Raw genomic sequence first — 22,399 nt, 5'->3', positions numbered from 1 at the left:
CTCAAATAATGCCGAAAATCTCGCGGAAGACGGCGTGCTCCCGGACGATGCGATCGAAGGCCGTCATGAGAGGCCGAAGCCAGTCCTCGCGCAGGGTGGGAATGCAGTCGTACCAGTAGAGCCCCTGGCGGTAGAGCGAATGTGTGCGGCGCTTGACGGTGTTGACCTTCAGATACCGATCGAGGCCGGCCTCCTCGCTCGCAGCGCCGAGCAGCGTCAAGAGTGCATGGGCGATGGCCGCGAGCAGCAGCAGGCGATCGCGCCGGTCGGCGTTGTGGATGTGCGTGGCGGAGAGGCCCATCCCGAAGTGGTTGTCCTTGATGTCTCGAAACGTCTCCTCGATCGTGAACCTCTTGCCGTAGAGCTTGACGATATCGCCCGCCTTGCGGCCCGAAAGCGTTGTGGCCAAACACCACGGCTCCTTCATCTTCGGCGCGTGGACAAGGACGACGGCCGGGACCTTCGCGCGGTCGGCGGTGACGCGCACCTCGCGCAGCATCGTGGCGCGGCGGCTCGTCGGCACCCACGCGCTGGCGGACCTCGCTTCCCCGGCCGCGTTCTCGACGACGATACCCCCGCGGAAGCGGATTACGAAGTCCCAGCCCATGAACTCCAAAAAGTCGTAGAGCTTGCGATCGCCGAAGCCCCGGTCGGCGAGCAGAATGACCTCGACCGTCTCGTCGATGGCCCCGTGGAGCCACTCGATGAGCTCGTATTCGTGGTCCTTCTGAGTGCCTTTCAACGCGGACTTCTTCACCGTCTTCCATGCCAGCGGCGTGGCACGACCATGCCGCGTCACAAGGTAGGCGCAGAGCGTCGTGTGATCGTCCTTCTCGAAGTCCGTCCAGTCCAACGCGATAACGATCTCTTTGCGGACCCCGATCACGAACTCTACCCACGACTTCAGGGAATGGAACACGTCGATGCCGGTATTGCTCAGCAGCCGGTCGACCTGCTTGACCCCACTCTTCGGCTTGACGTTTGCGACCTTCGCATACGCTTGGCCGATGGCATGGATGGCCAGCACCGCCGCGTGCAGGACGCCAACGACGCCGTTCGCGAGCGACAGGACGCGCATCGCGTGCAGGTCATCGCCGAACAAATTCTCGACGAAGGTCTGGATGTACTTCGGGTCGACTTTCGGGCGACTGGTCTGCGTAGATGGCGCAGGTGCGGAGTCATGTGTGGCAGGCTGATGCGCGTTCTTCGCGAAAGTCGTCATGATGTCGCTCGGACCAACGGCGCATGCGCTAGGCTCGCTGGTCGCCTCCTACCAATATATATTCCGGTCAGCGACGACGATTTCTCACTCGCACGGCACAATTATTCGTTTCGAGGTCCATGAAGCTCAAGATTTCGATGGCTCATGTCACCAATGGACCTACGCATGCCGACCGTGGAGCAGTTCTCTGCGACCACTAATTTCCGCCACGAAAATGAGGGGATCCCTCAGATCGAATACCACTTGTTCACGATGGTCCGGAGTCCCGAGGAGCTCGACGGTTTCACCCACGCTGCAGCGGTCATCTGCGTCGTGAAGTGGAAGGCTGGGCGGTCCGGGATCTCGATGCGATCGTCGGCGCCGTCGAAGGCGGCGGCCCGATCGACGCGGCCTGCACCGCACCCCACCCCGTTGTGCCTCACGCCGTGGGCGCCGTTGCCCGAATCGTCGATCACGGTCGTGCTCGAGCAATCCTCATCCAGGTGCCACAGCGCGACCGGCGACGGCGGAGAGGCCATGAGACGCGCCGATTCAGCGGCGACCGGCTCGGCCTGGAGCGGCTCGGCCGTGTCCGCGCAGCCCACCGCGAACGTCGCCGCGAGGGCCACCGTGGCCCGGCGCAGGCGCGATCGCCCCGTCCGCTGTGCGGGGGCCGAGAGGACGCCCGCGGCGTCCGGCTGGGCCGCGCGCGGCGCGTCCCCGATATTCCTTGTCATCGAAGAGCCACGTTGAAGTTGCATTGCGCTGTCTCGCTGTGAAATGTTGAGCTGCAAGCCGCCACCCCTCGCCATCCTCGCCACCCCTCGCCACCCTCGCCCTCGTCGCCGCCCTCGCCACCCTCGCCATCCATTTGGCAACTCGCGGGCCAGGTCGCGGCGCCGGGGCAGCGCGCGGGCGCAGCGCCGATCACGCAATCGTTGCTCACCGCGCCGCAGCGCGAACGCAAGTCTTGCTCACCTCGGCCAGCGTTGCTCGGCGCCGGCGCGCTCCGCTCGTTGCCCGGCGCGCAGCATGACACAAGGCTTGCGCTCGGCGCTGCGCAGCACGATGAGCGGTGTGCTGCTCACCTATCCGGCCTGGCACAGTCGGAAGAGGCCGGCCTCGCGGAAATCGGCAGCAGCTCCGCGTTCTCGCTGGTGAGCCTGATGCACGGTCCGTGAGCGTTCACCGCCCGGACTACGTGTGAGCCGGGGGGGGCGGTCAGACTAGGGGCACGACGGCGCGCACGAGTTCCAGTAATCCCAGGGATAGATGGTGCCCTGGCACCAGCACGACGCTCCGTCCCAGGCCACTTTCCCCGCTTTCTTCACGACTCCCCCGAACAAGCAATCTCCACCGCAGATGGTGCATGTCGCCGGACAGGGGCCGGCCGAGGCGCTCGCCCCGATGGCCGCCTCTTCGAGAGGAAGCGCCTTTCGGACGCGCTGCGTTCCGTCGCTGTGGATCTCCTCGACGATCAAGCGCGCGTCGTCGCACGAACGCTCTGCCTCGGCCTGAATCGCGTAATCAATCAACTCTGCTTCTGTCAGACCGCTCTCCTCCAGGGCGATATCGAGCTGCTCCTTTGCGCCGGCCTTTTGAGGTGCGACCATCGCGGAGCTCTCCTCCGCAGCGCTGGAGTCGGCGGGGCCTTCCCCGGCGCGATCCACGGCGCATGCGGCGACGACGAGTCCGAGCCCGCCGAGCGTCATGATCCTTGTGAACATCGAAATTCTTTTCATGGTTCTCCACTCAACGTCGTTCCCGAGTCGTTCCCGCTCATGTCGAGACTCGGTGGGTCGACGGCCGCCTTGCAGGGCTCGTGCCATGCTGTTCAACAGGCGCGCTTCCGACCGAAAGCGCTTGTCCTCGACCGGGCCGCGAGCGTGAATGCGCCCGTGGCCGAGCAGCTCTTGCCGACTCGGCAAAGCTTGCTTTCGTGCTCGCGGCCCAAGTACGCAAAATTTGCCTACTTCGTCGCCGGGAGGGCTTGACGCCGCGAAGAGGCGACGTGGCACTCCGGCTGCACTGGACGCCCGGACGTCCTCTATCCCGGTGGACCCCTACGACCGATCAGGAGGCCGCAGGTCGGCCGGCGGGCAGGCGCGGAGACATGCCCGCTCAGCAGGATGTCGAACCGGGGCCTGGTCGGCGCGTGATCGCCGGGCGTGTGCAGGCTCGATCCGGGGGCGTCGCCCCGGGGGACGCCTGCGTGGAGCGGCTCCTGCTGCGAGGCGAGGACCGACGTTTGCCCGTGCACCTGGGCAAGCTCGTCGATCCAGCCTTCACCACGCTCCTTGCACCCCGACGCGCGCCGGCGAGACGTCGATTCCCCAGCGGATGGCGCCCGTCGTTTCTGGCCTGTCCTTCCCCGAAGGTGCGGTGACGAGCAGCACCACGCCGCCCGCCGCCAGCACGCTGCCGACCACGAGCGCTGCCGTCGCCCCGTTTCCGAACCGCCTCGCCTGAGCGCGCAGGTCGAGCCCGGTCTCGTCGCACGTGTTCAGCGCGTCGCAATGACCGTCCTGGTTGCTCGCGTTCTTCTTTCCGACGGCGAGCGCCGCGAGCACCCCGGTCGCCCCGAGCCCCGCGCCTCCGGCGACGATCGCCGCGATGCCTACAGGTCGCTGCCAGGGGCGCGCCGCCGGTGCGGGCGCAGGCGCAGGCGCCAGCGCCGGCGGGGGCACGGAGACGGAGGTCACGGGCGCAGGCGCGGGCGGCGGAGCTGCTTCCTCCTCCTCCTCGAGCGTCTCGAGCATGGGCACCTCCACGCGCGCGTGTGCGCCATCCTCGCCGATCACGACCTTGTTCGACCAGGGGCGATACCCGGGCGCCTTGGCCTCGATCACGTGCTCGCCCTTGTCGACCGCCAGCGCCGTCCCCCAGACGGCGGCGCCGAGCGCGAGCCCGTCGCTTGCAATCGAGAGCCCTGACAGGCCACGAACGGCGTCCGGCAGCTCCACCGTCAAGGTCGCGAGCTTCGGCTTCAAGGCCGCCGCCTTCCTGCCCGCCGCGGCGGCGCGCTGGGTCTGACCGGCGCGGCTCGCCAGCGCCTCCACGAGCCCGTGCTGCGCCCACGCGCTCGCGAGCCGGCCCTGGGCCTCGTAGCACCTCGCCAGCGTCTCCTTCGCCCCGAGCGCCTCGGGGAGCATCTGCGTCGTCTGCTCGAGCTTGGGGCAGGCGCTCGCGTACTGTTTCTTGTCCATCTCCTCGACGGCCTGCTCGAAGAGGGATTGGGCCGCCGCCATGGCCCTTGAATCGGCTGCCTGCGCACGCGCAGCTGCGGGGACGAGCAGCAGCGTCAAGGCGAGCGTGCAGGGGCGTAACGGGAGACCTGGCATGGCGCCAGGTTACCAGAGGGTGGGACGCTGGGTCGTCGGGCCCGGCGCCCACGGCCGCGCGGGCGGCGGGCTCGGAGCGGCGGGGGCAGCTGGCGCGGAGGGCGTGCTCGAAGGAGCGGGGCCTTGCTGCGATGCCTCGCCCGCGACGATCGCCGCCGTGCTGCTCGGCGGCGGCGCAGGCGCCGCGGCACCGGCAGGCGCCGCAGCTTCGACGGGCGCCGCGGCAACCGGCGCCCCCGACGCAGGCGCCGCAGCAGTCCCGGAGGAGCGACCGAGGACGAACCATGCCCCGCCGCCCAGGATTGCGAGCCCCACCGCTGCGCCGACGGCCATGCCCGCCGTCTTCCGGCGCGGGGCCGGCGCGCCGCCGGTCGCTCTCCGCGCGCCGAGCTCGTGGAGCGCCGGCGCGGGCTCGCTGGCGGTCGTCCTCGGATCGACGGTCGTACTCGCCCCCTCCGGCGTGGCCGCGAGGGGCGCGGCAGGCGCCTCCACCTGGATGGTCGATATCAGCGAAGGGCCCAGGGGCGCTGCGGACGCTCGCTCCAGCGCCGGCGAAGGCACGCTCGGCGGCCGCAGGGCCGGCGCCGAGGCCACGCTCGACCGCACAGGATGTGCGATCGTCGCGCCGTCAAACGCCGCCAGGGCGGCCGGAGCCAGGGCCTCGCGCAGCGTGGCCGCGAGCTCGCCGATGCTCTGGAATCGCTCCTCGGGCCGCTTGCGCATACAGCGCAGGATCACCGCCTCGACGGCCCGCGGCAGGTCCGGCCGCAGCTCGGACGGCAGCGCCGGCTCCGCCTGCACCACCAGCGCGACCAGCTTGAGAACGGTCTCGGCGTCGAACGGCCTTCGGCCCGTCACGAGCTCATACAGCACAGCCCCCATCGCCCAGATGTCGGCCCGCGCGTCGACCGACTTCGAGCATGCGACCTGCTCGGGCGCCATGTACATCGGTGACCCCAGCATGGCGCCCGTGGTGGTCAGTTCCACCTCGTCGATGCCTGTTTGCTTGGAGACGCCGAAATCGAGGACCTTGACGCTCGGGCTGCCGTTCGGGCGGCGGATCAGGAAGAGATTGGCCGGCTTGAGGTCGCGATGCACGATCCCGGCCGCGTGCGCCTCGGCGATCCCATCGCAGGCTTGCAGGACGAACAGCACGGCGTCGTCGACCGGCAGCGGGCCCTGCTTGCGGACGAGGTCCCGCAGGTCGCTGCCCTGGAGGTACTCCAGGACCATGTACGGCGCGCCCGCCTCCGTGCGGCCGACGTCGTGGACCCGGGCCACGTGGTCGCTCCGGAGACGAGCCGCGGCGCGCGCCTCGCGCACGAAACGCTCGAACAGCTCGGGCTGCTCGGGCGTGGAAGGCAGGAGGAACTTGATGGCGAACAGCTCGCCGAGCTGGAGGTGGCGGGCCGCGACGACTAGGCCCATGCCGCCTTTTCCGAGCACGCGCTCGACCCTGTACTTGCCGAGGAGGACGTCACCGGTCTTGACGAGAGTGTCCATCGAGCAGGCGCGGGTCGGGGAGGGCAAACGCGAGACCCAGAAGAGAGTCCCTGCCAGGGGACAGCATCCTCGCCCTGACAGCAAGGGGCCAGGTTGACAAAAGAGCCAGGGTCGGGCGAGGCGGCCCCTGGCGTTCCATCTGGTCGCCCGTCCGAGGACCCGCGTCCGGCGGAGGGGGCCGAGTCACGGGGCAGGTTCAAGGCCAATCGTGAACACAGCGAACACGGCCGTCGCTCTCGATCGACTTGTTGGTGGCGTAACCGACCCGGAAGCTCACCGACCACGCTGCGCGGTCAGCTGGCGCGGAGTTTCGCCTCGGGAAGTAGACGGTCGACGACCAGTATCCTGGTACATCCACATCGCGGGACGGTTCTGGCTCGGGGAACCACATTCGGTCAATCGCTGGATGGTGCCTGGAATGGTCCACGATCGTTTGCAGCTCTTGAACGGTCGGGAGCCGCCATGATGTGGACCCGGCGAAATCAAGATTTTTGCAGTGAGTATCCGCCATGCTTTGGGAGCAATTGCCCTCAATATCATCGTCAGAGCAATCGCCTTTCCCGTCACGCTGCCAGACCAGGCGCGTTTTTTCGTCTATCACGGTCAGCCGATCCATGTCGAAGGCGTACTCGCAGCGCTCTCCGCTCGCGGGTCTCCCCGTTCGAACGCAACGGACGCGATGGGGTTCGTCGATCCCGCAGCTCCCAACGTTGCCATCCTCAACGTGGACGCACCACGCTTCTGGAGGTGAGGGGTTCGCGAAGCGCAACGACCAGAGATAATAGTCACCAGCCGGTCCATTGAACGGTGAGTCCGGTATGGCCGGATAAGCGCTTTCATAATCCACGATCGAGACCAGCTCGATGCGTGACGGCATCCGCCAATCATCATATCCTTCATATCCTTCCAGACCGAGACGCTCGCATGCCTTTTTTCGCTTCCTCCCAGGTGAACTCCCCCGGTTTCCCGGTTTCCGGATCCGGTGCCACGCCGCGCTGCCACTGAAGCTCCGTCACCGAATCGAACACCGTATCCGACGCCGTCGTCGGATCGAACACCGTGCCCATCGGCCGGTCCTTGTACCGACCGGGGAGGAGGAGGTCTCCGGGACTCCAGTGCGCCCAGGTGGCGTCACCGCAGACCTGTGCGCCTCCGGCCCCTGCTGTTCCCGCCTCGTAACCGCCGCCCGTACCGCCCGTACCGCCCATGCCGCCCGCCGAGCTTGCCGCACTCGTGGATCCCCCTCCGCCCATGCCGCCCGCCGAGCTTGCCGCACTCGTGGATCCCCCTCCGCCCATGCCGCCCGCCGAGCTTGCCGCACTCGTGGATCCCCCTCCGCCCGTCGCTCCGACCTCTCGAGGCACGCCCGGATCGATGTCGAGCATCCCATTGCACCCGAGGCACATGCCCATCAAGAAGGCCGCTCCACCCATACTGATGGATATATCTATTGCTTTCCCCGTATCCGCACGAGCGGGGTTTCCCTCTGAGACCATTCCCATGTCCTTCTGAGCACGCTCTGACGACCTGACGGCGCCTGCGCAGTCCGTTTCATCCTACCAGCGAACCAGGACCTGTGCATGGGCGCTCAGGCGCGCCGCCAAAGGCCACCATGGGTGCGAGGGCGATCCGCCGAGATCGCTCCGCTGGAGCGCTCCTCCGGTCCCCCCTGTACGTGCTGTCGGTCGCGGCGATCCTCGGGGCCGTCCACGCGCTCGGCCGCCGAGCCCAGCCGCGCTATTCCATTCCCGTCCAACCGGCGATCGGGTACCCCCTCCTCTCATGCCGGCTGCCCGTGGGCCTCTCGCCATGGATGTCGTGGTGATCGGCGCGGGCCCGAACGGGCTCGCAGCAGCCATCGCGCTGGCCGGGGCCGGCCTCTCGGTGCGCGTCATCGAGGCGCGCGACACCGTCGGCGGCGGCGCGCGCACGGCCGAGCTCACCGGCCCCGGCTTCCGCCACGACGTCTGCTCCGCCATCCACCCCACCGCGGTGCTCTCGCCGTTCCTCCGGACGCTGCCGCTCACGGAGCACGGCGTCGCCTGGATCCACGCCGACGCGGCGCTCGCCCACCCGCTGCCCGACGGCAGGGCCGCCCTGCTCTACCCCGATCTCGGCCGCATGGCGGAGACGCTGGACGAGGAGGACGCGGCCTCCTGGCGCGACCTGTTCGCGCCGCTCCTCGCGCACGACGGCGCGCTGTTCACCGAGCTGCTCGGCCCGCTGCGCCTCCCGCCGCGCCACCCGCTCCTGCTCGCGCGGTTCGGCCTCTCCGGCATCCGCTCGGCGCAGGGGCTCGCGCGCGACACCTTCCGCGGCGACGCCGCGCGCGGGCTCTTCGGCGGCTGCGCGGCGCACGCGTTCCTGCCGCTCGAGACGCTGTTCTCGGCGTCCTTCGGCCTCGTGCTCGCGCTCGCGGCGCACGCGGCGGGCTGGCCGATGGTGCGCACCGGCTCGCAGGCGCTCATGGACGCGCTCGCGGCCATCCTGCGCGCGCGCGGCGGCGAGATCGAGACCGGCCGCGCGGTCTCGTCGCTCGACGAGCTCCCCGAGGCGCGCGCCTACCTCTTCGACACGACGCCGGCGGCCATGGCGCGCATCGCGGGCGACAGGCTCCCGCCGGGCTACCGGCGCCGCCTCGAGCGCTTCCGCCACGGCCCCGGCGCGTTCAAGGTCGACTACGCCCTCGACGGCCCCATCCCGTGGAAGGCGCCCGCGGCCGCGCGCGCGGCGACGGTGCACGTGGGCGGCACGCTCGACGAGGTGGCGGCCTCCGAGCGGGCGCTCGCCGGCGACGCGCCCGCGGAGCGCCCCTTCTGCCTCGTGGCGCAGCAGAGCCTGTTCGACGGCACGCGCGCCCCCGCCGGCAAGCACACCGCCTGGGTCTACTGCCACGTGCCGCCCGGCTGCACCGTCGACATGACGGCGCGCATCGAGGCCCAGATGGAGCGCTTCGCCCCCGGCTTCCGCGATCTCGTGCGCGCGCGCGCCGTCCACACCCCCGCCGCCTTTCAGCGGTACAACGAGAACTACGTCGGCGGCGACATCGCCGGCGGCGCCAACGACTGGATCCAGATCTTCGCGCGCCCCGTCGCGAGCCTCAGCCCCTACGCGACGCCCAACCCCGCGATCTATCTCTGCTCCAGCTCGACGCCGCCCGGCGGCGGCGTCCACGGCATGTGCGGCTACCACGCCGCCGCGGCCGCCCTCCGGCGCGTGTTCCAGCGGCCGGCGCCCGCCCTCGCCATGCCGGCGCCCCGCGCCCAGCTGCCGCCGCACGGCAGCTGAGGCCTCCGCCGGTCCTGTGGAACGTGCCCTCGTGGCCCGGTCACGACCACGACACCTCGAACTCGCAGGCCTTGGCGCCGCGGAAGCGGCAACGGGTGTGCAGGCAGCGGCCCTCCCGGGCGCCCAGGTGGGACATGATTCGCTCCTGCCATACCGGGATGCCCACCGCGCAGGTGACCGGCCCGGGGCCGCGGTCGGGGAGCCGCGAGGCGGTGAGGCGGACCGTGAAGCGCTTCTCGGCGACCTCGTTCGCCTCCATCGTGCCGTCGTCGAAGTAGCGCTCCCACAGCGAGGCGGACCGGCGCAGCACCGTGGCGGGGGACGCGGCCTTGAGCAGCACCGTGAAGAAGCGTTGCAGGTCCGCCTCGGCGATGGCGCTGGCCACGGGCCGGAAGCACTGCGGGTGGCCCTCTCCGAACAGCACCACGTAGCGGTCGACGAGGCGGTTCCACAGGCTCACCGGGTACCAGCCGTGCGGCAGGACGATGCCGCCGACCTGCGCGGCGTCCTGCGGGCCGAGGCCCTCCAGCCACCGCGCCACGCCGGCGGCGCCGTGCTGCGCGGCCACGAAGTTCTTGAGCCCCCCCAGCGCGTTGCCCTTGACGTTGCTCATCGAGATCGCTCCACCGGGCGGCCGTCGCCAGGCCCGTCGGGTGCCGGGCGGGGGGGATCCTGACGAGGGTCCCGCGCAGATGCAATCGCGCCGACCGGATGCTCCGGAGGATCGGCGGGCGTCGTGGCGAGCGCGCTTCCCGCCGGCGCGCGCCGTACTACACTCGCCGGCGTGAAACCGTGCCCCTTCTGCGCGGAGCAGATCCAGGACGCCGCGATCAAGTGCCGCTTCTGCGGCAGCATGCTCGATGAGGGGGCGCCCGTGGCCGCCGCGGCCCTGGCCGCGCCGCTCGCCCCCGCTCCCGGCGCGCTCGCCCCCGCTCCCGGCGCGCTCGCCGCCTCGCCGGGCGCGGCGCGCGTCCTCTTCGAGGGGACGCCGAGCTGGAAGGCGTGGTTCTGGTCCTACGTCGCGGCGAGCGTGCTCTCGCTCGTGCTGGTGGGCCTCGTGTGGCTCGGCATCCTGCACTGGAAGCGCAGGAGCCTCCGCTACAAGATCACCGACCGCACGATCGACTACGAGGCCGGCCTGCTCACGCGGCGGGTCGAGACCCTCCAGCTCTGGCGCGTGCACGACATCGACCTCCGCCAGACGTTCATGGAGCGGCTGCTCGACATCGCCGAGATCCGCGTGTTCACGCGGGACGCGAGCGACCCCGAGCTCGTGATCCGGGGCCTGCCGGCGTCGCGCGAGCTGTTCGAGGCGATCAAGAACGCGGCGGAGCTCGCGCGCCAGCAGCGGGTGCTCGGGGTCGTGCAGTGAGCGCGGCCACGCGCGTGGGTATCGCCCAGGCAGCGGATCCCCCGGGCCGCCGGGGCGGGCGCAACGCCCGGCGCGCGGCGGCGCAGGCCTGATCGGAGCCCGACCATGTCCACGAGGCGATCCCCCTTCGATGATCTTCCGGATGTGCGCGACGGCCTGACGCGCGCCGAGCGCATCATCCTCTGGAAGCTCTCCGAGCTCGAGCGGGAGTTCGGCGGCCGCAACGTACCCACGGCCACGCTCTACGGGCGCGTCGTCGAGCACATCGACCTCTCGGTCCCCGAGTTCCAGCGCCTCATGCAGCGCCTCGTCGGCGTGCGCTGACGGCGCCCCGGCGCGGCGCGCTCCGGCGCGGCGCCCCTCGTCAAGCGGCGCGCTGCTCGATGGCGGCCCGCAGCGCGGAGACCGAGGCGCTGCGCAGGTACACGACGGGCGCGCCGTCCGCCGCGAGGCTCTGCATCTGATCGCGCAGCGCGTGCGAGACCATCGTCACCATGATCACGATGAGCGCGATCCTCCCCACGCCGCGGCGCGCCCCCGGCGGCACGCGGTTCTCGTAATGGCGCAGCGACAAGCCGTGCTCCTCGACCACATCGCGGTAGCGGCTGGACATGCCGCCGCTGCCCCCGATGACAAGCACCGTCTGGTCCTCGCGCTTCCTGTCGACCGCCTGGGAACGCCGCTCCGCCTTCATGCCGAGTCTCAGAGCAAGGCGTAAGCCACGCTCCTCGACCGGCCATTCCCGCGCAAATCTCGCGATCCTGGTCTATTCCCCGGCAAATTGTCGTCGAGATGCGGAGGCCTCTGTCATCGTGACATGGCAAGCGCGAGGGCCCGGCGCTGCCCGGCAGTCGCCGCCCGCCGCCGGGGGGGGTGCGCGCGGGAGGTGGTCGGGCTCGACGAGAAAGGCGGGAATGCAAGAATAAAAAATCAATCATCTTCCACAGTTACCGCCATCCTGCGAGCTCGCGCCGCGCCGGCGCGACGGCGACCCGCCGGCGACCTGGAGCTGTGGTAGGGAGCAGCGTCCCCCCTGCCCTGCCCTGCCGTGCCATGATGTCTCTCGCCTCGCCGCCCAGCGACCCGCCTCCGCCGGGCACCGTCGAGCGCTGGGCCTGGGATTACGTCCTCTCGACCGACCTGGCGCACAAGCTCGAGCCGCCGCCCGTGCCGTCGGTCTGGGAGCCCGCCCCCGCGCCCCCGCGCCGCCTCGCGCGGCCGGGCCGGCCCGCCGAGCTGCGCATCTCCGAGCGCGCGTTGAAGAGCCCGGGGCCCGAGGCGCTGCGCAACCCGGCGCGCCGCGCGCAGCTCTTCCACGCCTTCCTGCACCACGAGCTCCAGGCCGCGGAGCTCATGGCCTGGGCGCTGCTCGCCTTCCCGGAGACGCCGCGCGCGTTCCGCGGCGGCCTCGTCCGGATCGCCCTCGACGAGGCGCGCCACATGCGGCTCTACGCCGCCTACCTCGCCGCGATCGGCCACCGCTTCGGCGATTTCCCGGTGCGCGACTGGTTCTGGTCGCGGGTGCCCGCCGCCGCGTCGCCCGCGCAGTTCGTGGCGGTGATGGGGATGGGCCTCGAGGGGGGCAACCTCGACCATACGGCGCGCTTCGCCGAGCGCTTCCGCGCCATCGGCGACGTGGAGGGCGCCGCGCTCACCGAGCGGGTCCGCGCCGAGGAGATCCCGCACGTGCGCTTCGGGGTCCGCTGGTTCCGCCGCTTCACGCAGGCGCCGGGCGGCGCCTCGCCGCAGGCGGCGGGCGACTTCGAGACGTGGGTCCGCCACATCCCGCCGCCCCTCTCGCCGCTGCTCATGCGGGGCGATCCGATGAACCGCCGCGACCGCAGCCGCTCCGGCCTCTCCGAGCCGTTCCTCGACGCGCTGGCCTCATGGACCGAGCGAGCGCCTGGGTCCTGAACTTCGACGCCGACGAGGAGCTGGCCCGCCCCGCGGGGTACACCCCTCGCGCCGCGGTCGCCGGCCGGGCCCCGGAGCTCGCCGGCCGGGTCGCGGCCCTGCTGCGCCCCGGCGACGTCGTGCTCAGCCCCGACCTCCCCTCGCCGCTCGTGCCGCCGGCGCCCCCCGGCGCCGCGCTGGTCGGGCGCGCGTGGTGCCCCACGCCCCGCGCCCGGCGCCTCCTTGCCCGCGCCGGCGTCACCCCCGCGGAGGCGCCGCCGCTCGACGTGCTGCGTCGCGTCAACCACCGGCGGTTCTGCGCGGACCTCGGCCAGACGCTCCCCGGCGCGCGCCACGTTGTCACCCTGGCCGAGCTCGAGGCCGCGATCGCCGGGCCCACGCCGACCGGTCACTGGCTGCTCAAGCGGCCGTTCGGCTTCGCGGGGCGCGGCCGGCGCCGGGTCGCCCGCGGCGCCCTGCCGCCCGACGCGCGGCCCTGGGCCGTCGCGTCGCTCGACCCCGCCTCCCCGGACAGCGGCCTGCAGGTCGAGCCCTGGGTCGAGCGCCGCGGCGACTTCTCGCTGCACGGGCACGTCGCCCGCGGCGGCGCGGTGCGCCTCGGCGCCCCCTGCGTCCAGCGTTGTGACGCGAACGGGGCCTACCTCGGCGCCGCGCTCGCCGGTGAGGGCGACCTCGACGGCGGCGAGCGCCGGCGGCTCGTCGAGGCCGCGCTCGAGACGGGAGCTGCGCTCGCCGGCGCGGGCTATTTCGGGCCCTTCGGGATCGACGCCTTCCGCTGGGAGGACGAGCGCGGGAGCCTGCGCTGGAATCCCCGGTGCGAGATCAACGCGCGGTACACGATGGCGTGGGCGATCGGCATGGACAGCGCGCGGCCCGACCTCGAGTGACCGGCGCGCGACGGACACGCAGCGTGTCGGGCGCAAAGCCGTAGCTGAACGCGATGCTCGATATGCACTCCCCTGCAGCGACGCGGTGGTGCTTCATGGCCAGAATTGTTATCCGAGCAGCCGCCGACGAACAAGCCATGTATGGATTCGACGCCTGCGCGCGGCGAGGAGCAGGCCCGCAAACATGGCCAGCGCCCCGCCATGGCCATCGGTCGGCGCGGCTCGCTGCGGCTCGCTGCGACTCACTGCGGCTCACTCAATGAGCGACAACGCACATTCATTCATTGTATCCGCGGTCGTTCGCGGGGCGCCACACTCGCGGGTTGGTCATGCGGGACACCGTCGCCATCGCCCTGGATGAGGGTGCTTGACAGGATCGACGCAATTCGATATCGTGGCTTGGCATGCCCATCACCGTCGTAGTCGGGGCTCGGGATTGCCTGTCGAGCATCGCCTTCGAGCACGGGCATTCCTGGCGCACTTTGTGGGACCACCCGGACAACGCGGCCTTGCGCGCGGCGCGCACGAGCGCGCACGTGCTCCGCCAGGGGGATCGGGTGGTCGTGCCCGAGCGGCGGCCCAAAGAGGAGGAGGCCGCCACCGGGAAGCGCCACACCTTCCGCCGTAAAGGTGTGCCGGAGCAGCTCCGGATCCGGTTCGGTACCCCGGAGTTTCCGCGGGCAGGGGTCCCGTACGTGCTGACCATCGACGGGGACCCGCTGCCGGGCAAGACCGACGCGAACGGAGAGCTCGTGTGTTTCCTCCGACCGAACGCGCGCGACGCCGAGCTCGTGCTCCGGCCGGAAGGCGCGCCCGAGGAGCATTACGCCGTTGGCTTGCGCGAGCTGGACCCCATTGACACCGTGCGCGGGCTCAAGCACCGGCTGCGCAACCTCGGGTATCTCGGCGGGTCCACGGGCGACGATCTCGATCCGGCGACGATCGGGGCGATGCACGATTTCCAGGCGCGGAGCGGCCTGCCCAGGACGGACGCGCCGGACGACGCCACGCGCGCCGCGCTGCTCTCGGCGCACGGCTGCTGATCGGGCTGGAGGACGACCGTGCCTTTCGACGTCCGAGGGCGAGAGAATACGGTCCGCATCCGTGACGCCGATTACGAGCTCATCCGGGCCCGCAAGGACGGAAACTGCCTGTTCCACGCGGCCGGCCACGGGCTCGTGACCGCCGGACGCCATGGGGCGGAGTTCGCCGATCACATGCGCTTCCGGGCGCACGTGGTCCAGTACGTGGCCGATCATGCCAAGGAGACGAACGCCCTCGGCTTCAAGCTGCGGGACGGGATGGGCATCACCGGCAACCAGCAAGACGCGGTGAGCGACGCGCAGAGGGCCGCGATCGATCGGCGGGTGGAGTACCTGCGCGGGGCCAGGAGCTGGGGGGACGAGGCGTGCATCACCGCGATCGAGCGGCTCTATGACGTGGAGGTCCTGGTGTTCGACGACCAGGGCGGCGACCAGGCGCTGGGCGTTCCCTATTATACCGCGTCGCACGCGAAGGACGCCAAGCTTCGCCTGTGCATTCGCCTCGTGGGCCACATCCCGGTCCATTACGACGTTTTTTTGACCGATTACGACGCGGAGCGCGACGGGGGCAACGCCGTCGTGGAGGTGGTCAAGAAGGGCGACGAGGTGTCGCAATCGGCCAAGGAGCCGTGGGCCTACCACATGAACCCCGACGGGCTGAAGCTCTTCTGCCCGGCGATCGGCCCGCGCCAGATGACGTACAGCCGGGCGGTGCTGGATGCGCTGGGCAAATCCAGGCTGGTGGTGAAGCCCGTGGCGGTGGCGCTGGGCAGGGAGCTCAACGTGGTGGAGCGCCCTGCGCCGGTCGTGGCGGTGTCATTTCGTAATCGCAAGGACAAGGCTCAGCTCGCATCGCAATCGTTCTCGGCGGCGACGGACCCGGGCGAGCTCGTGAAGGCGGTCCAGGAGCCCCTGGTGTTGCCGCTCGTCCGGGTGGAGAAGGCCTGCGTCAATCTGCTCGATCTCTCCTCGACGGACCTCTTGATCGACGTCGAGCGCGGCAAGGCGGCGGCGCCGGCCGTCGTCTATCTCCGCCTTTGCCGCCGCGCGTTCGGCCGCCTGGGCAGGGGGGTGCCCAACGGGGGTCTGCTCGACGAGATCGAGCTGAACCTCGCCAAGCTGAAGGCCAAATCCGAGGACCTCGACAAGCCTGACAGAACGCGCTTCACGCTCGACGCGTCGGCGCTGTCCGACCACCTCGTGCGGATGATGGAATGGCAGGCTTCGCCGTTCCAGGTCGTGGCGAGCAGCGACAGGGGGTTCGATCCTGCCGCGAGCGCGTGGACGCACGCGCACGTCCCGAGCGAGATCGATATCCTCCACGCCGAGTACCTGGCCCGTGTCCTGGTGCTCATGCTCGACGACAGCCCCGCGGCGCTCGGCGCTCTGGGCGTGGACGCGTCGATGAACGACCTCGCGAACCCCGCCATCGAGGGCGAACAGCCGAAGGGCCGCGAGACGTTCGCGATGCCGCTCGACAAACAGCAGGCCCTCGAACAGCTGGCCGGGGTCGCGGGGCTGGGCCGGCTCGACGCGAACGCGCACAATTACCTGGTCGAGGTCGCGGAGGGCGAGTGGTACGCGTCGACCTCGTGGGCGAGCATGGCGTCGCTCCAGCTCAACGAGAAAGAGGGCCGGTATTACCTGCACGCGCTCTACTGGTCGGGTGACGCGCGGGCCGCATACCAGGCGAGCGCCGCGGACCTCGCCGCCCGCGACCAGCGGGCGCAGGGCGTCGAGGTGGTCGCGGTGGAGCGGGTGCTCGGGCTCGTCTCGGCTGCTCGGAGCGCCCTCTCGGCGGCGGCGAGCGTGACGGCGGGCCTGGAGGCTTCGCGGATGTTCCCGACGCTGCGGGCACGCAGCTTCTATACCGCCATATGGGTGTTCAACGGCCAGGAGCGGGCGGAGTTCGCGCTCCTGAGCACGTTCCGGGATCGGCACGCGGTCGCGCTCCAGAGGGTCGGCGCGCTCAAGGCGGACGTGGAAGCGCGGCAGATACTCCTCAAGCTAGGCCATGACACGGCAGACCTGGCGCTCCCCGCCTTCGACGACGCCGTGCAGCCGATCGTGCAGATGCTCGACGTCCAGGCCTGCGTCAGGCAATGCGACGCGATGTACGCCGCGATTTTCAGACGCAAGGCGGACCTGCTCCAGAAGGGGCTCGTGCTCGATTTCGAGGAGGTCGAGGGCATCAAAGATTTTGAGCTCGAGGGCGGCAAGCGCCTGGCGAAGGGCGCCGACTGGAAGCGGCACGTATTCGACCCGCCGCTCAAGCTCACTTGCGCGGTGACCGCCGGGATCAGCAGCTGCGCCGGAGGCGTGACGGTGTCGTCCGAGAAGGGCGCGCCGGCCCACGTCTTCATGTGGCACCTGGACGCTTCGTTATCGATCCCGCTGCTCGCCGAGATGGAGCGCCTCTGGCCCAAGGGGGACAAGGCGCCCGCGATGCGCACGCTCGCGCTCGTCACCCCGTCGCTCTGGGAGCTGAACAAATACCGGCCCGACAACCTGTATCCGGCGAAGGTCGTCGGCGATTCCGGGACCGTGTTCCTCGGTCGCGGTCCCCATTGGTATGGTAAGCAGCCGGTCGTGGCGGGCTGTGATCTCTTTGGCCTCGACCTCCGGACGAAGGGTCAGCTCGACCTGGTGTTCACGTACGACATCGACAAACGGACCGAGGCGCTGGGCATGTGGCGCCACGTCGTCGAGGCCAGCGAGGACGCTCCCGTGGTGCTCACATACTTCCGGGACAACCTCCTCGGCACGTACCGCTACGAGGACGCCGATCCGAAGACGCCGGCGGAGATGGCCCAGTACATCGGTCGGGTGTCGACGGAGGTCGTGCTCGATCAGGCCGCGATCAAGCGCCACAAGCGGGTGAACAGCAACAAGAGCTGCCGCGTGCCGCAGGTGAGCGCGGGGGTCATTGACGCGGTCGCGAAGCATGCGCTCCCGCTGCTGGAGCTGCGGCGGCAGCTCGCCGCGGAGAAGGGGGATCAGGAGCTGGCGCTCGACCAGGTGGAGGAGATCCTGAAGAGCCGTTGGGCGCCGGGGTCCCGGTAGGTTGTGGCGTGAAGGCGGCCCCTTCGATACCCCCCACGAAACCAGGGACGAACCTGGGCGACGAGGTACTCGTTTGAAGCGTCGTAGTTGAGATGCGGGCCGAGCCAGCGCTCGACCTCCGCGACGGTCATGCCCTTGCGCGCGTGGTCATTTGCCAGCGCTTCCACGGGTAGACCGGCGAGGGCGCGGTTCGACGCGCTCGAGGCGAGCACCGAGCACGGATGAACGAGCTCGGCCGTGGTAGCCCGCCGCGAGCGACCGCGAGGTGCTCACGCCGTCCTGCACACCACGTTGATGAACGGGAGCGTGCCACCCCCCGCCGCTTCGTCGATCTCGGAGAGCTCGATCTCGCCGTGCGGACCGAGCTCCCGCCGGATCGACTCGGCGTCGTAGAAGAACATCTGCACGCCCGGGTGGACCTCGTACCAGTCGTCTCCGAGCTTTGGCCCCCGACCGAACATCGGAGCCTGCTTCGATATGACGGTGAAGATCATCGCTCCGCCCTTCCGCAGCTGGCGATGACAGTCCTGGAGGAACTTCGCCCGCGCGGGAGGGGCGAGGAGATAGAGGAGCCCGTACGAGAAGACGCCGTCGTACAGGCGAGCGTCGAACGGCATGTCGGCCACGGACCCGTGGTGAATCTGGAGTTCGAGACCCATCTGCGTTCGCGCGAGACCGATCGCCGTCCCGGAGATCTCGATCCCCGTCACGGACATCCCGTGTTCGAGGAATGGCTTGGCGTTCCGGCCGTAGCCGATGCCCGGAACGAGGATCTCCTTCGCGCCCGTACGCGCGAAGCAGTCCCGCGCGAAGACCGCCGATCGGCTCGGCTCGGGCCCCCACATCATCTGCTTGTCCGCGAACACGGTCTCCCAGAGCTCGGTCATCCTCGGCACCTCTTCCCATGCGTAGCGCAGCGCGCCGCCCCGCGCGAGGGCGTGGCTTTCGCTCCGATCGGCGTGGTTTCGGATCCTCCCGCGGAGCGTCGGCGCGCGCCGCGGTCTCCGGGAGCGCAGCCAACTTCTTCGGATCTGCCTCGTGACAGCGGGGGGTCGATCCGTCACCGCGCAGGCTCAGGCTCACGCGCGGGGCGCATCTGCGCGTATCGATGACGCCGCCGCCCGCACCGACGCCGGCGGGCTTCCGGTTGCATCCGCTCGACCTCGGCTGTGCAGCGGCGGGCGCCGCACAGGCTGCGCGCGCGGCTCGTGCATTCGAATCCGGTGGACGGGGCACGACGGCGGGCGAGGCTGAAATGCTCGGCCGCCGACAGCGTCCCGTTGCCGACGAGCAGCACGAGGGGCCCCCCGTACGCGGGCGAATCCAGCGGGCCGAACGTATCGACGAGCTCGTCGATGGACACGTCATCCGGCCCGGTGTGCATGGCAACGCGGAAGATCGCGCCCGACCACGGCCCCGGGATCACCCGCTGCGCCACCTCGGCGAGGTTGATGCCCGGAAAGCCCCGCATGTCCAGGATGAGCCCGTCCGCCGGGCCGGCTGGAGCGTGACATGTCACGCCCCAGCCGTGACATGTCACGCCCCAGCCGTGACATGTCACGCTCTGAAGCCGTGACATGTCGTATGCGCAACCCATCGTGCCGCGGGCGCGCGGGCGCGGTGCGCAACCGGCCGAGAGCGCGCCTCCGCGGGATGTTCGGCGGGTGTGCCCGAGGCGCCGGACATGGAAGCGATGCACGGCCAGGTTGGGAGCGGCGTCGCCTGGCACCCATCTTGCTCAGGCCCGCGGGCCGACGTTCAGGCTGGCTCCAGGGAGGCCCGCTGTTTCAGCCGCTCGCGGGCTTGCCTTCCTCGTTCCTGGCCGGGCGCGTGGCAGCTCATGCGCCTTTCATCTGTTCGACAAGAGGACTGTTCAATAATGCCTCTCCATGCATATTCCCTATCGACGAACGCCCCACGCGACTCTCAGCGAGACGCTCTCCCCGATCCGACGGCCCGCGCTGCGCGCCGGCGGACGACGGACGTCACGACCCGCGCAGGCCGCCTGTCAGCTCATCGGGTTCCCTTGGCCGCGCTCGCGGCGAGCCTCCTCGCGTCGGCGTGCGCCGGCGGCGGCGCGGAGACGGGCGATCTGGAGGAGCCCGTGCTCGCTGCATCAGGCGAGCTCCGCGTCCTGGGGCCCAGCGCCATCGCCGCCGGGTCAAACCACACATGCGCGATCTTCGAAGGCGGCTTCGTCAAGTGCTGGGGGAAGAACGACAGCGCGCAGCTCGGCCTCGGCGATACGGCCAATCGTGGCATGAGCACGACAAACGATAGCATCCCGTTCGTCAATCTCGGGACGAACAGCTCCGGACAGCCCCACACGGCGAAGGCGATCGCGGCCGGCGGCGGCCATACCTGCGCCATCCTCGACGACGACACCGTCAAGTGCTGGGGCACAGGCAGCAACAGTGTGCTCGGCATCGGGGTGACCATATTCGATACGATCGGCGATAGCCCGAGCGAGATGGGCAACAGCCTCCCGACCGTCAATCTCGGCACTGGCCGCACGGCCAAGGCGATCTATGCCAATAGTTACCGCACGTGCGTCATCCTCGACAACGATCGGGCCAAGTGCTGGGGCGCGAACATCTACGGCTCGCTCGGCCAGGACACGACCGCAGACACCTACGTGGGGGACAACGCGGCCGACATGGGCGACAATCTCCCGCCCATCGAGCTCGGCGCCGGGCGCACCGTCAAGAGCCTCGCTTTGGCGCTCGAGCATTTCACTTGCGCGCTGCTCGACAACGACACGGTCAAGTGCTGGGGCAACAACAGCTTTGGAGGCCTCGGTCTCCCGGGAGGCACGGGGCCCGATCGATCCACGGACCTGGGCGACCAAGCGGGGGAGATGAGCGGCATCCAGCCCATCGATTTCGGCACCGGTCGCACGGTCCAGGCCATTGCCGCCGGGGAGAACCACGTCTGCGCCGTCCTCGACAACGGTCAGGTCAAGTGCTGGGGCGCCAATGAGATCGGCGAGCTCGGCTACGACGACGACAACACCATCAGGCGCGGCGATGACCCGAACGAGATGGGCGACAATCTCCCGCCGGTCGACCTCGGCACCAACCTCGCCGCCAAGGCCATCACCGCGAACGGTAGCCGCACCTGCGTCCTGCTCACCAACGATGGGATCAAGTGCTGGGGGCTCAACTGGTACGGCGCGCTCGGACTCGGAGACACGACCGCGCGAGGTAATGATCCGACCGGGAGCATGGGCGACGCGCTGCCGTTCGTCGACATCGGCACGGAGATCGTAGGCGCGACTCCTCTCGTGCCGACAACGATCGTCGCCGGCGGGGACCATACGTGCATCATCGAGTCCACCCATTCGCAGATCAAGTGCTGGGGCTCCGACGTTTACGGCCAGCTCGGCGTCGGCATGATGGCCCCCGGGCCCCCGCCCGCCCGCGGCGATGAACCTGGGGAGATGGGCAGCTCGCTCCCCTTCGCCTCCACGGGCAGCCAGACAGTGCACCAGGTCGCCGTCGGCTACAATCATGTCTGCGCCCACCTGAACGGGGGCGGCGTCAAATGCTGGGGTTACAACGGCGCCGGCCAGCTCGGGCTCGGCGACGCGGATGCCCGGGGCGACGTGAACGGCGAGATGGGGGTGAGTCTCGACGAGAGCCTGATCGGTGTCGTGGAGTCGATCATCGCGGGCGAGTCGTTCACCTGCGCATTGCAGGAGCTCCCCTCCTCGTCCCTCACGGGCATCAAGTGCTGGGGCAGCTCCTTTGGCGGGAAGCTCGGCAACGGCGCGACGAGCAACCAGGGTGACAGCGTTGCCGAGATGTCGAGCCTCGACTTCATCAACCTCGGTACCAACCGTACGGTCAAGTCTGCGTCCGCTGGCAACAGTCATGTCTGCGCCGTGCTCGACGACGACACGCTCAAGTGCTGGGGGTCCAACAGCAGCGGCCAGCTCGGGCTCGACGACACCACCAACCGAGGCGTCTCCTCCAGCGACATGGGAAATTTGCTCTCCACGGTCTACCTGGGTGCCAGCCGCACGGCCAGAGCCGTGGCGACCGGGGCCAATCACACCTGTGTGCTGCTCGACAACAACACGGTCAAGTGCTGGGGAGAGAACGGCAGCGGGCAGCTCGGCCGCGATGATACGATCGACCAGGGCGACCAGGCGAACGAGATGCAGAATCTCCAGGCGGTCTACCTCGGGGCTAACCGTACGGCCAAGGCGATCTCGGCGGGCGCTGAGCACAGCTGCGCGCTGCTCGACGACGACACGGTCAAGTGCTGGGGCCACAACGGCTACGGCCAGCTCGGCCTCGAGAGCAGCTCGAACCGGGGCGACGCGGCCGGTGAGATGGCCGTCCTCCCGGCGGTCAGTCTGGGCTCCGGTCGCACCGCCAAGGCCGTCTCTGCGGGCAGGAATCACACCTGCGCCCTGCTTGACGACAACACGATCAAGTGCTGGGGAAGAAACCACAGAGGCCAGCTCGGCCTCGGCAACAGCGCGACGAGCGGGGACAGCGCCGGCGAGATGGGGGACAGCCTTCCCACGGTCGACCTGGGCTTCGGCCGCCGGGCCAAGGCGGTCGTCACCTCGACCAACGGCCACTCGACGTGCGCCCTGCTCGACACGAGCCACATCAAATGCTGGGGGGAGAGCGTGGGCGGCAACCTCGGCGGCCCGGGCTGCACCGGCGGTACCCAGCATTGCGGCGACGCGGCCGGTGAGATGGGCGACGCGCTCCCGATCATCAACCTGGGCCGCTCCTATTTGTACTAGCTTATAGCGCATTTACGACGAAGCG

General features: G+C 69.9%; 20 protein-coding genes and 1 pseudogene. 8 read left to right on the top strand and 13 right to left on the bottom strand.

Going from position 1 to position 22,399, the window contains the following annotated elements; translation table 11 throughout:
* Nucleotide 1: 1 nt before the first annotated feature.
* The 9 genes and pseudogenes from WMF17_RS05880 to WMF17_RS05840 form a co-directional block, all read right to left on the bottom strand.
* A complete protein-coding gene (locus tag WMF17_RS05880; protein ID WP_437648258.1) occupies nt 2-1,222 on the bottom strand; it encodes an IS4 family transposase in 1,221 nt (406 codons plus the stop codon).
* Nucleotides 1,223-1,449: 227 nt separating this feature from the next.
* On the bottom strand, nt 1,450-1,938 hold the full coding sequence (locus tag WMF17_RS05875; RefSeq protein WP_437648593.1) for a hypothetical protein: 489 nt from the start codon (nt 1,936-1,938) through the stop codon (nt 1,450-1,452).
* 489 nt (nt 1,939-2,427) lie between these two features.
* Nucleotides 2,428-2,913, bottom strand: a complete 486-nt coding sequence (locus WMF17_RS05870; protein ID WP_437600962.1) for a hypothetical protein — start codon at nt 2,911-2,913, stop codon at nt 2,428-2,430.
* Nucleotides 2,914-3,248: 335 nt separating this feature from the next.
* Nucleotides 3,249-3,461, bottom strand: a complete 213-nt coding sequence (locus WMF17_RS05865; protein ID WP_437600961.1) for a DUF2169 domain-containing protein — start codon at nt 3,459-3,461, stop codon at nt 3,249-3,251.
* Nucleotides 3,462-3,486: 25 nt separating this feature from the next.
* Nucleotides 3,487-4,449, bottom strand: coding sequence for a hypothetical protein (locus WMF17_RS05860; protein WP_437600960.1), 963 nt, complete (start codon nt 4,447-4,449; stop codon nt 3,487-3,489).
* A 102-nt stretch (nt 4,450-4,551) separates the two neighbouring features.
* On the bottom strand, nt 4,552-6,045 hold the full coding sequence (locus tag WMF17_RS05855) for a serine/threonine-protein kinase (protein ID WP_437600959.1): 1,494 nt from the start codon (nt 6,043-6,045) through the stop codon (nt 4,552-4,554).
* Nucleotides 6,046-6,241: 196 nt separating this feature from the next.
* A complete protein-coding gene (locus tag WMF17_RS05850; protein WP_437648591.1) occupies nt 6,242-6,661 on the bottom strand; it encodes a DUF1566 domain-containing protein in 420 nt (139 codons plus the stop codon).
* Nucleotides 6,662-6,766: 105 nt separating this feature from the next.
* Nucleotides 6,767-6,955: pseudogene (locus WMF17_RS05845) on the bottom strand (DUF1566 domain-containing protein); the annotation flags it as partial.
* A complete protein-coding gene (locus WMF17_RS05840) occupies nt 6,942-7,112 on the bottom strand; it encodes a hypothetical protein (RefSeq protein ID WP_437648589.1) in 171 nt (56 codons plus the stop codon). The gene WMF17_RS05840 and the pseudogene WMF17_RS05845, both read right to left, overlap by 14 nt.
* Nucleotides 7,113-7,827: 715 nt before the next feature.
* On the opposite strand from WMF17_RS05840, the gene WMF17_RS05835 reads away from it, so the two are divergent.
* Nucleotides 7,828-9,333 carry a phytoene desaturase family protein gene (locus WMF17_RS05835; RefSeq protein WP_437648587.1) on the top strand — a complete coding sequence of 502 codons (1,506 nt, stop codon included), beginning with the start codon at nt 7,828-7,830 and terminating at the stop codon, nt 9,331-9,333.
* A 40-nt stretch (nt 9,334-9,373) separates the two neighbouring features.
* Here WMF17_RS05835 and WMF17_RS05830 read toward each other — a convergent pair whose 3' ends face one another.
* Nucleotides 9,374-9,946, bottom strand: a complete 573-nt coding sequence (locus WMF17_RS05830) for a hypothetical protein (protein ID WP_437648585.1) — start codon at nt 9,944-9,946, stop codon at nt 9,374-9,376.
* A gap of 171 nt (nt 9,947-10,117) precedes the next feature.
* Here WMF17_RS05830 and WMF17_RS05825 point away from each other — a divergent pair, with 171 nt between their 5' ends.
* Together WMF17_RS05825 and WMF17_RS05820 are read left to right on the top strand one after the other, a co-directional pair.
* Complete coding sequence (locus WMF17_RS05825; protein WP_437600953.1) at nt 10,118-10,705, top strand: PH domain-containing protein; 588 nt, start codon at nt 10,118-10,120, stop codon at nt 10,703-10,705.
* A 105-nt stretch (nt 10,706-10,810) separates the two neighbouring features.
* The gene (locus WMF17_RS05820) at nt 10,811-11,029 is read left to right on the top strand and encodes a hypothetical protein (RefSeq protein WP_437600952.1); all 219 of its coding nucleotides are present in this window, start codon (nt 10,811-10,813) and stop codon (nt 11,027-11,029) included.
* A gap of 40 nt (nt 11,030-11,069) precedes the next feature.
* On the opposite strand, the gene WMF17_RS05815 is transcribed toward WMF17_RS05820, so the two are convergent.
* Complete coding sequence (locus WMF17_RS05815; RefSeq protein ID WP_437600951.1) at nt 11,070-11,399, bottom strand: DUF2325 domain-containing protein; 330 nt, start codon at nt 11,397-11,399, stop codon at nt 11,070-11,072.
* 359 nt (nt 11,400-11,758) lie between these two features.
* Between WMF17_RS05815 and WMF17_RS05810 the strand changes: the two genes are divergently transcribed.
* From WMF17_RS05810 to WMF17_RS05795, 4 genes are all read left to right on the top strand, one after another.
* Nucleotides 11,759-12,619, top strand: a complete 861-nt coding sequence (locus WMF17_RS05810) for a ferritin-like domain-containing protein (RefSeq protein ID WP_437648583.1) — start codon at nt 11,759-11,761, stop codon at nt 12,617-12,619.
* A complete protein-coding gene (locus WMF17_RS05805; RefSeq protein WP_437648581.1) occupies nt 12,592-13,506 on the top strand; it encodes a hypothetical protein in 915 nt (304 codons plus the stop codon). Before WMF17_RS05810 ends, WMF17_RS05805 begins: the two co-directional genes overlap by 28 nt.
* Before the next feature lie 404 nt (nt 13,507-13,910).
* Nucleotides 13,911-14,549: a peptidoglycan-binding domain-containing protein gene (locus tag WMF17_RS05800; RefSeq protein WP_437648580.1), complete on the top strand. Its 639-nt coding sequence runs from the start codon at nt 13,911-13,913 to the stop codon at nt 14,547-14,549.
* Between the two features lie 18 nt (nt 14,550-14,567).
* Nucleotides 14,568-17,612, top strand: a complete 3,045-nt coding sequence (locus WMF17_RS05795; RefSeq protein WP_437648578.1) for an OTU domain-containing protein — start codon at nt 14,568-14,570, stop codon at nt 17,610-17,612.
* A gap of 269 nt (nt 17,613-17,881) precedes the next feature.
* On the opposite strand, the gene WMF17_RS05790 is transcribed toward WMF17_RS05795, so the two are convergent.
* Together WMF17_RS05790 and WMF17_RS05785 are read right to left on the bottom strand one after the other, a co-directional pair.
* Nucleotides 17,882-18,499 (bottom strand): class I SAM-dependent methyltransferase, encoded by a 618-nt coding sequence (locus WMF17_RS05790; protein WP_437600945.1) that lies wholly within the window; start codon nt 18,497-18,499, stop codon nt 17,882-17,884.
* Nucleotides 18,500-18,672: 173 nt separating this feature from the next.
* A complete protein-coding gene (locus WMF17_RS05785) occupies nt 18,673-19,209 on the bottom strand; it encodes a hypothetical protein (protein WP_437648576.1) in 537 nt (178 codons plus the stop codon).
* 429 nt (nt 19,210-19,638) lie between these two features.
* Between WMF17_RS05785 and WMF17_RS05780 the strand changes: the two genes are divergently transcribed.
* Nucleotides 19,639-22,374: an RCC1 domain-containing protein gene (locus WMF17_RS05780; protein ID WP_437648574.1), complete on the top strand. Its 2,736-nt coding sequence runs from the start codon at nt 19,639-19,641 to the stop codon at nt 22,372-22,374.
* Nucleotides 22,375-22,399 lie beyond the last annotated feature (25 nt).

This window comes from Sorangium sp. So ce362 (genome assembly GCF_051519845.1).
In the GTDB taxonomy this organism is placed as follows: Bacteria; Myxococcota_A; Polyangia; order Polyangiales; family Polyangiaceae; genus Sorangium.
The sequence above is the reverse complement of the archived record's forward strand: the minus strand, read 5'-3'. Positions and strand labels throughout refer to the sequence as shown.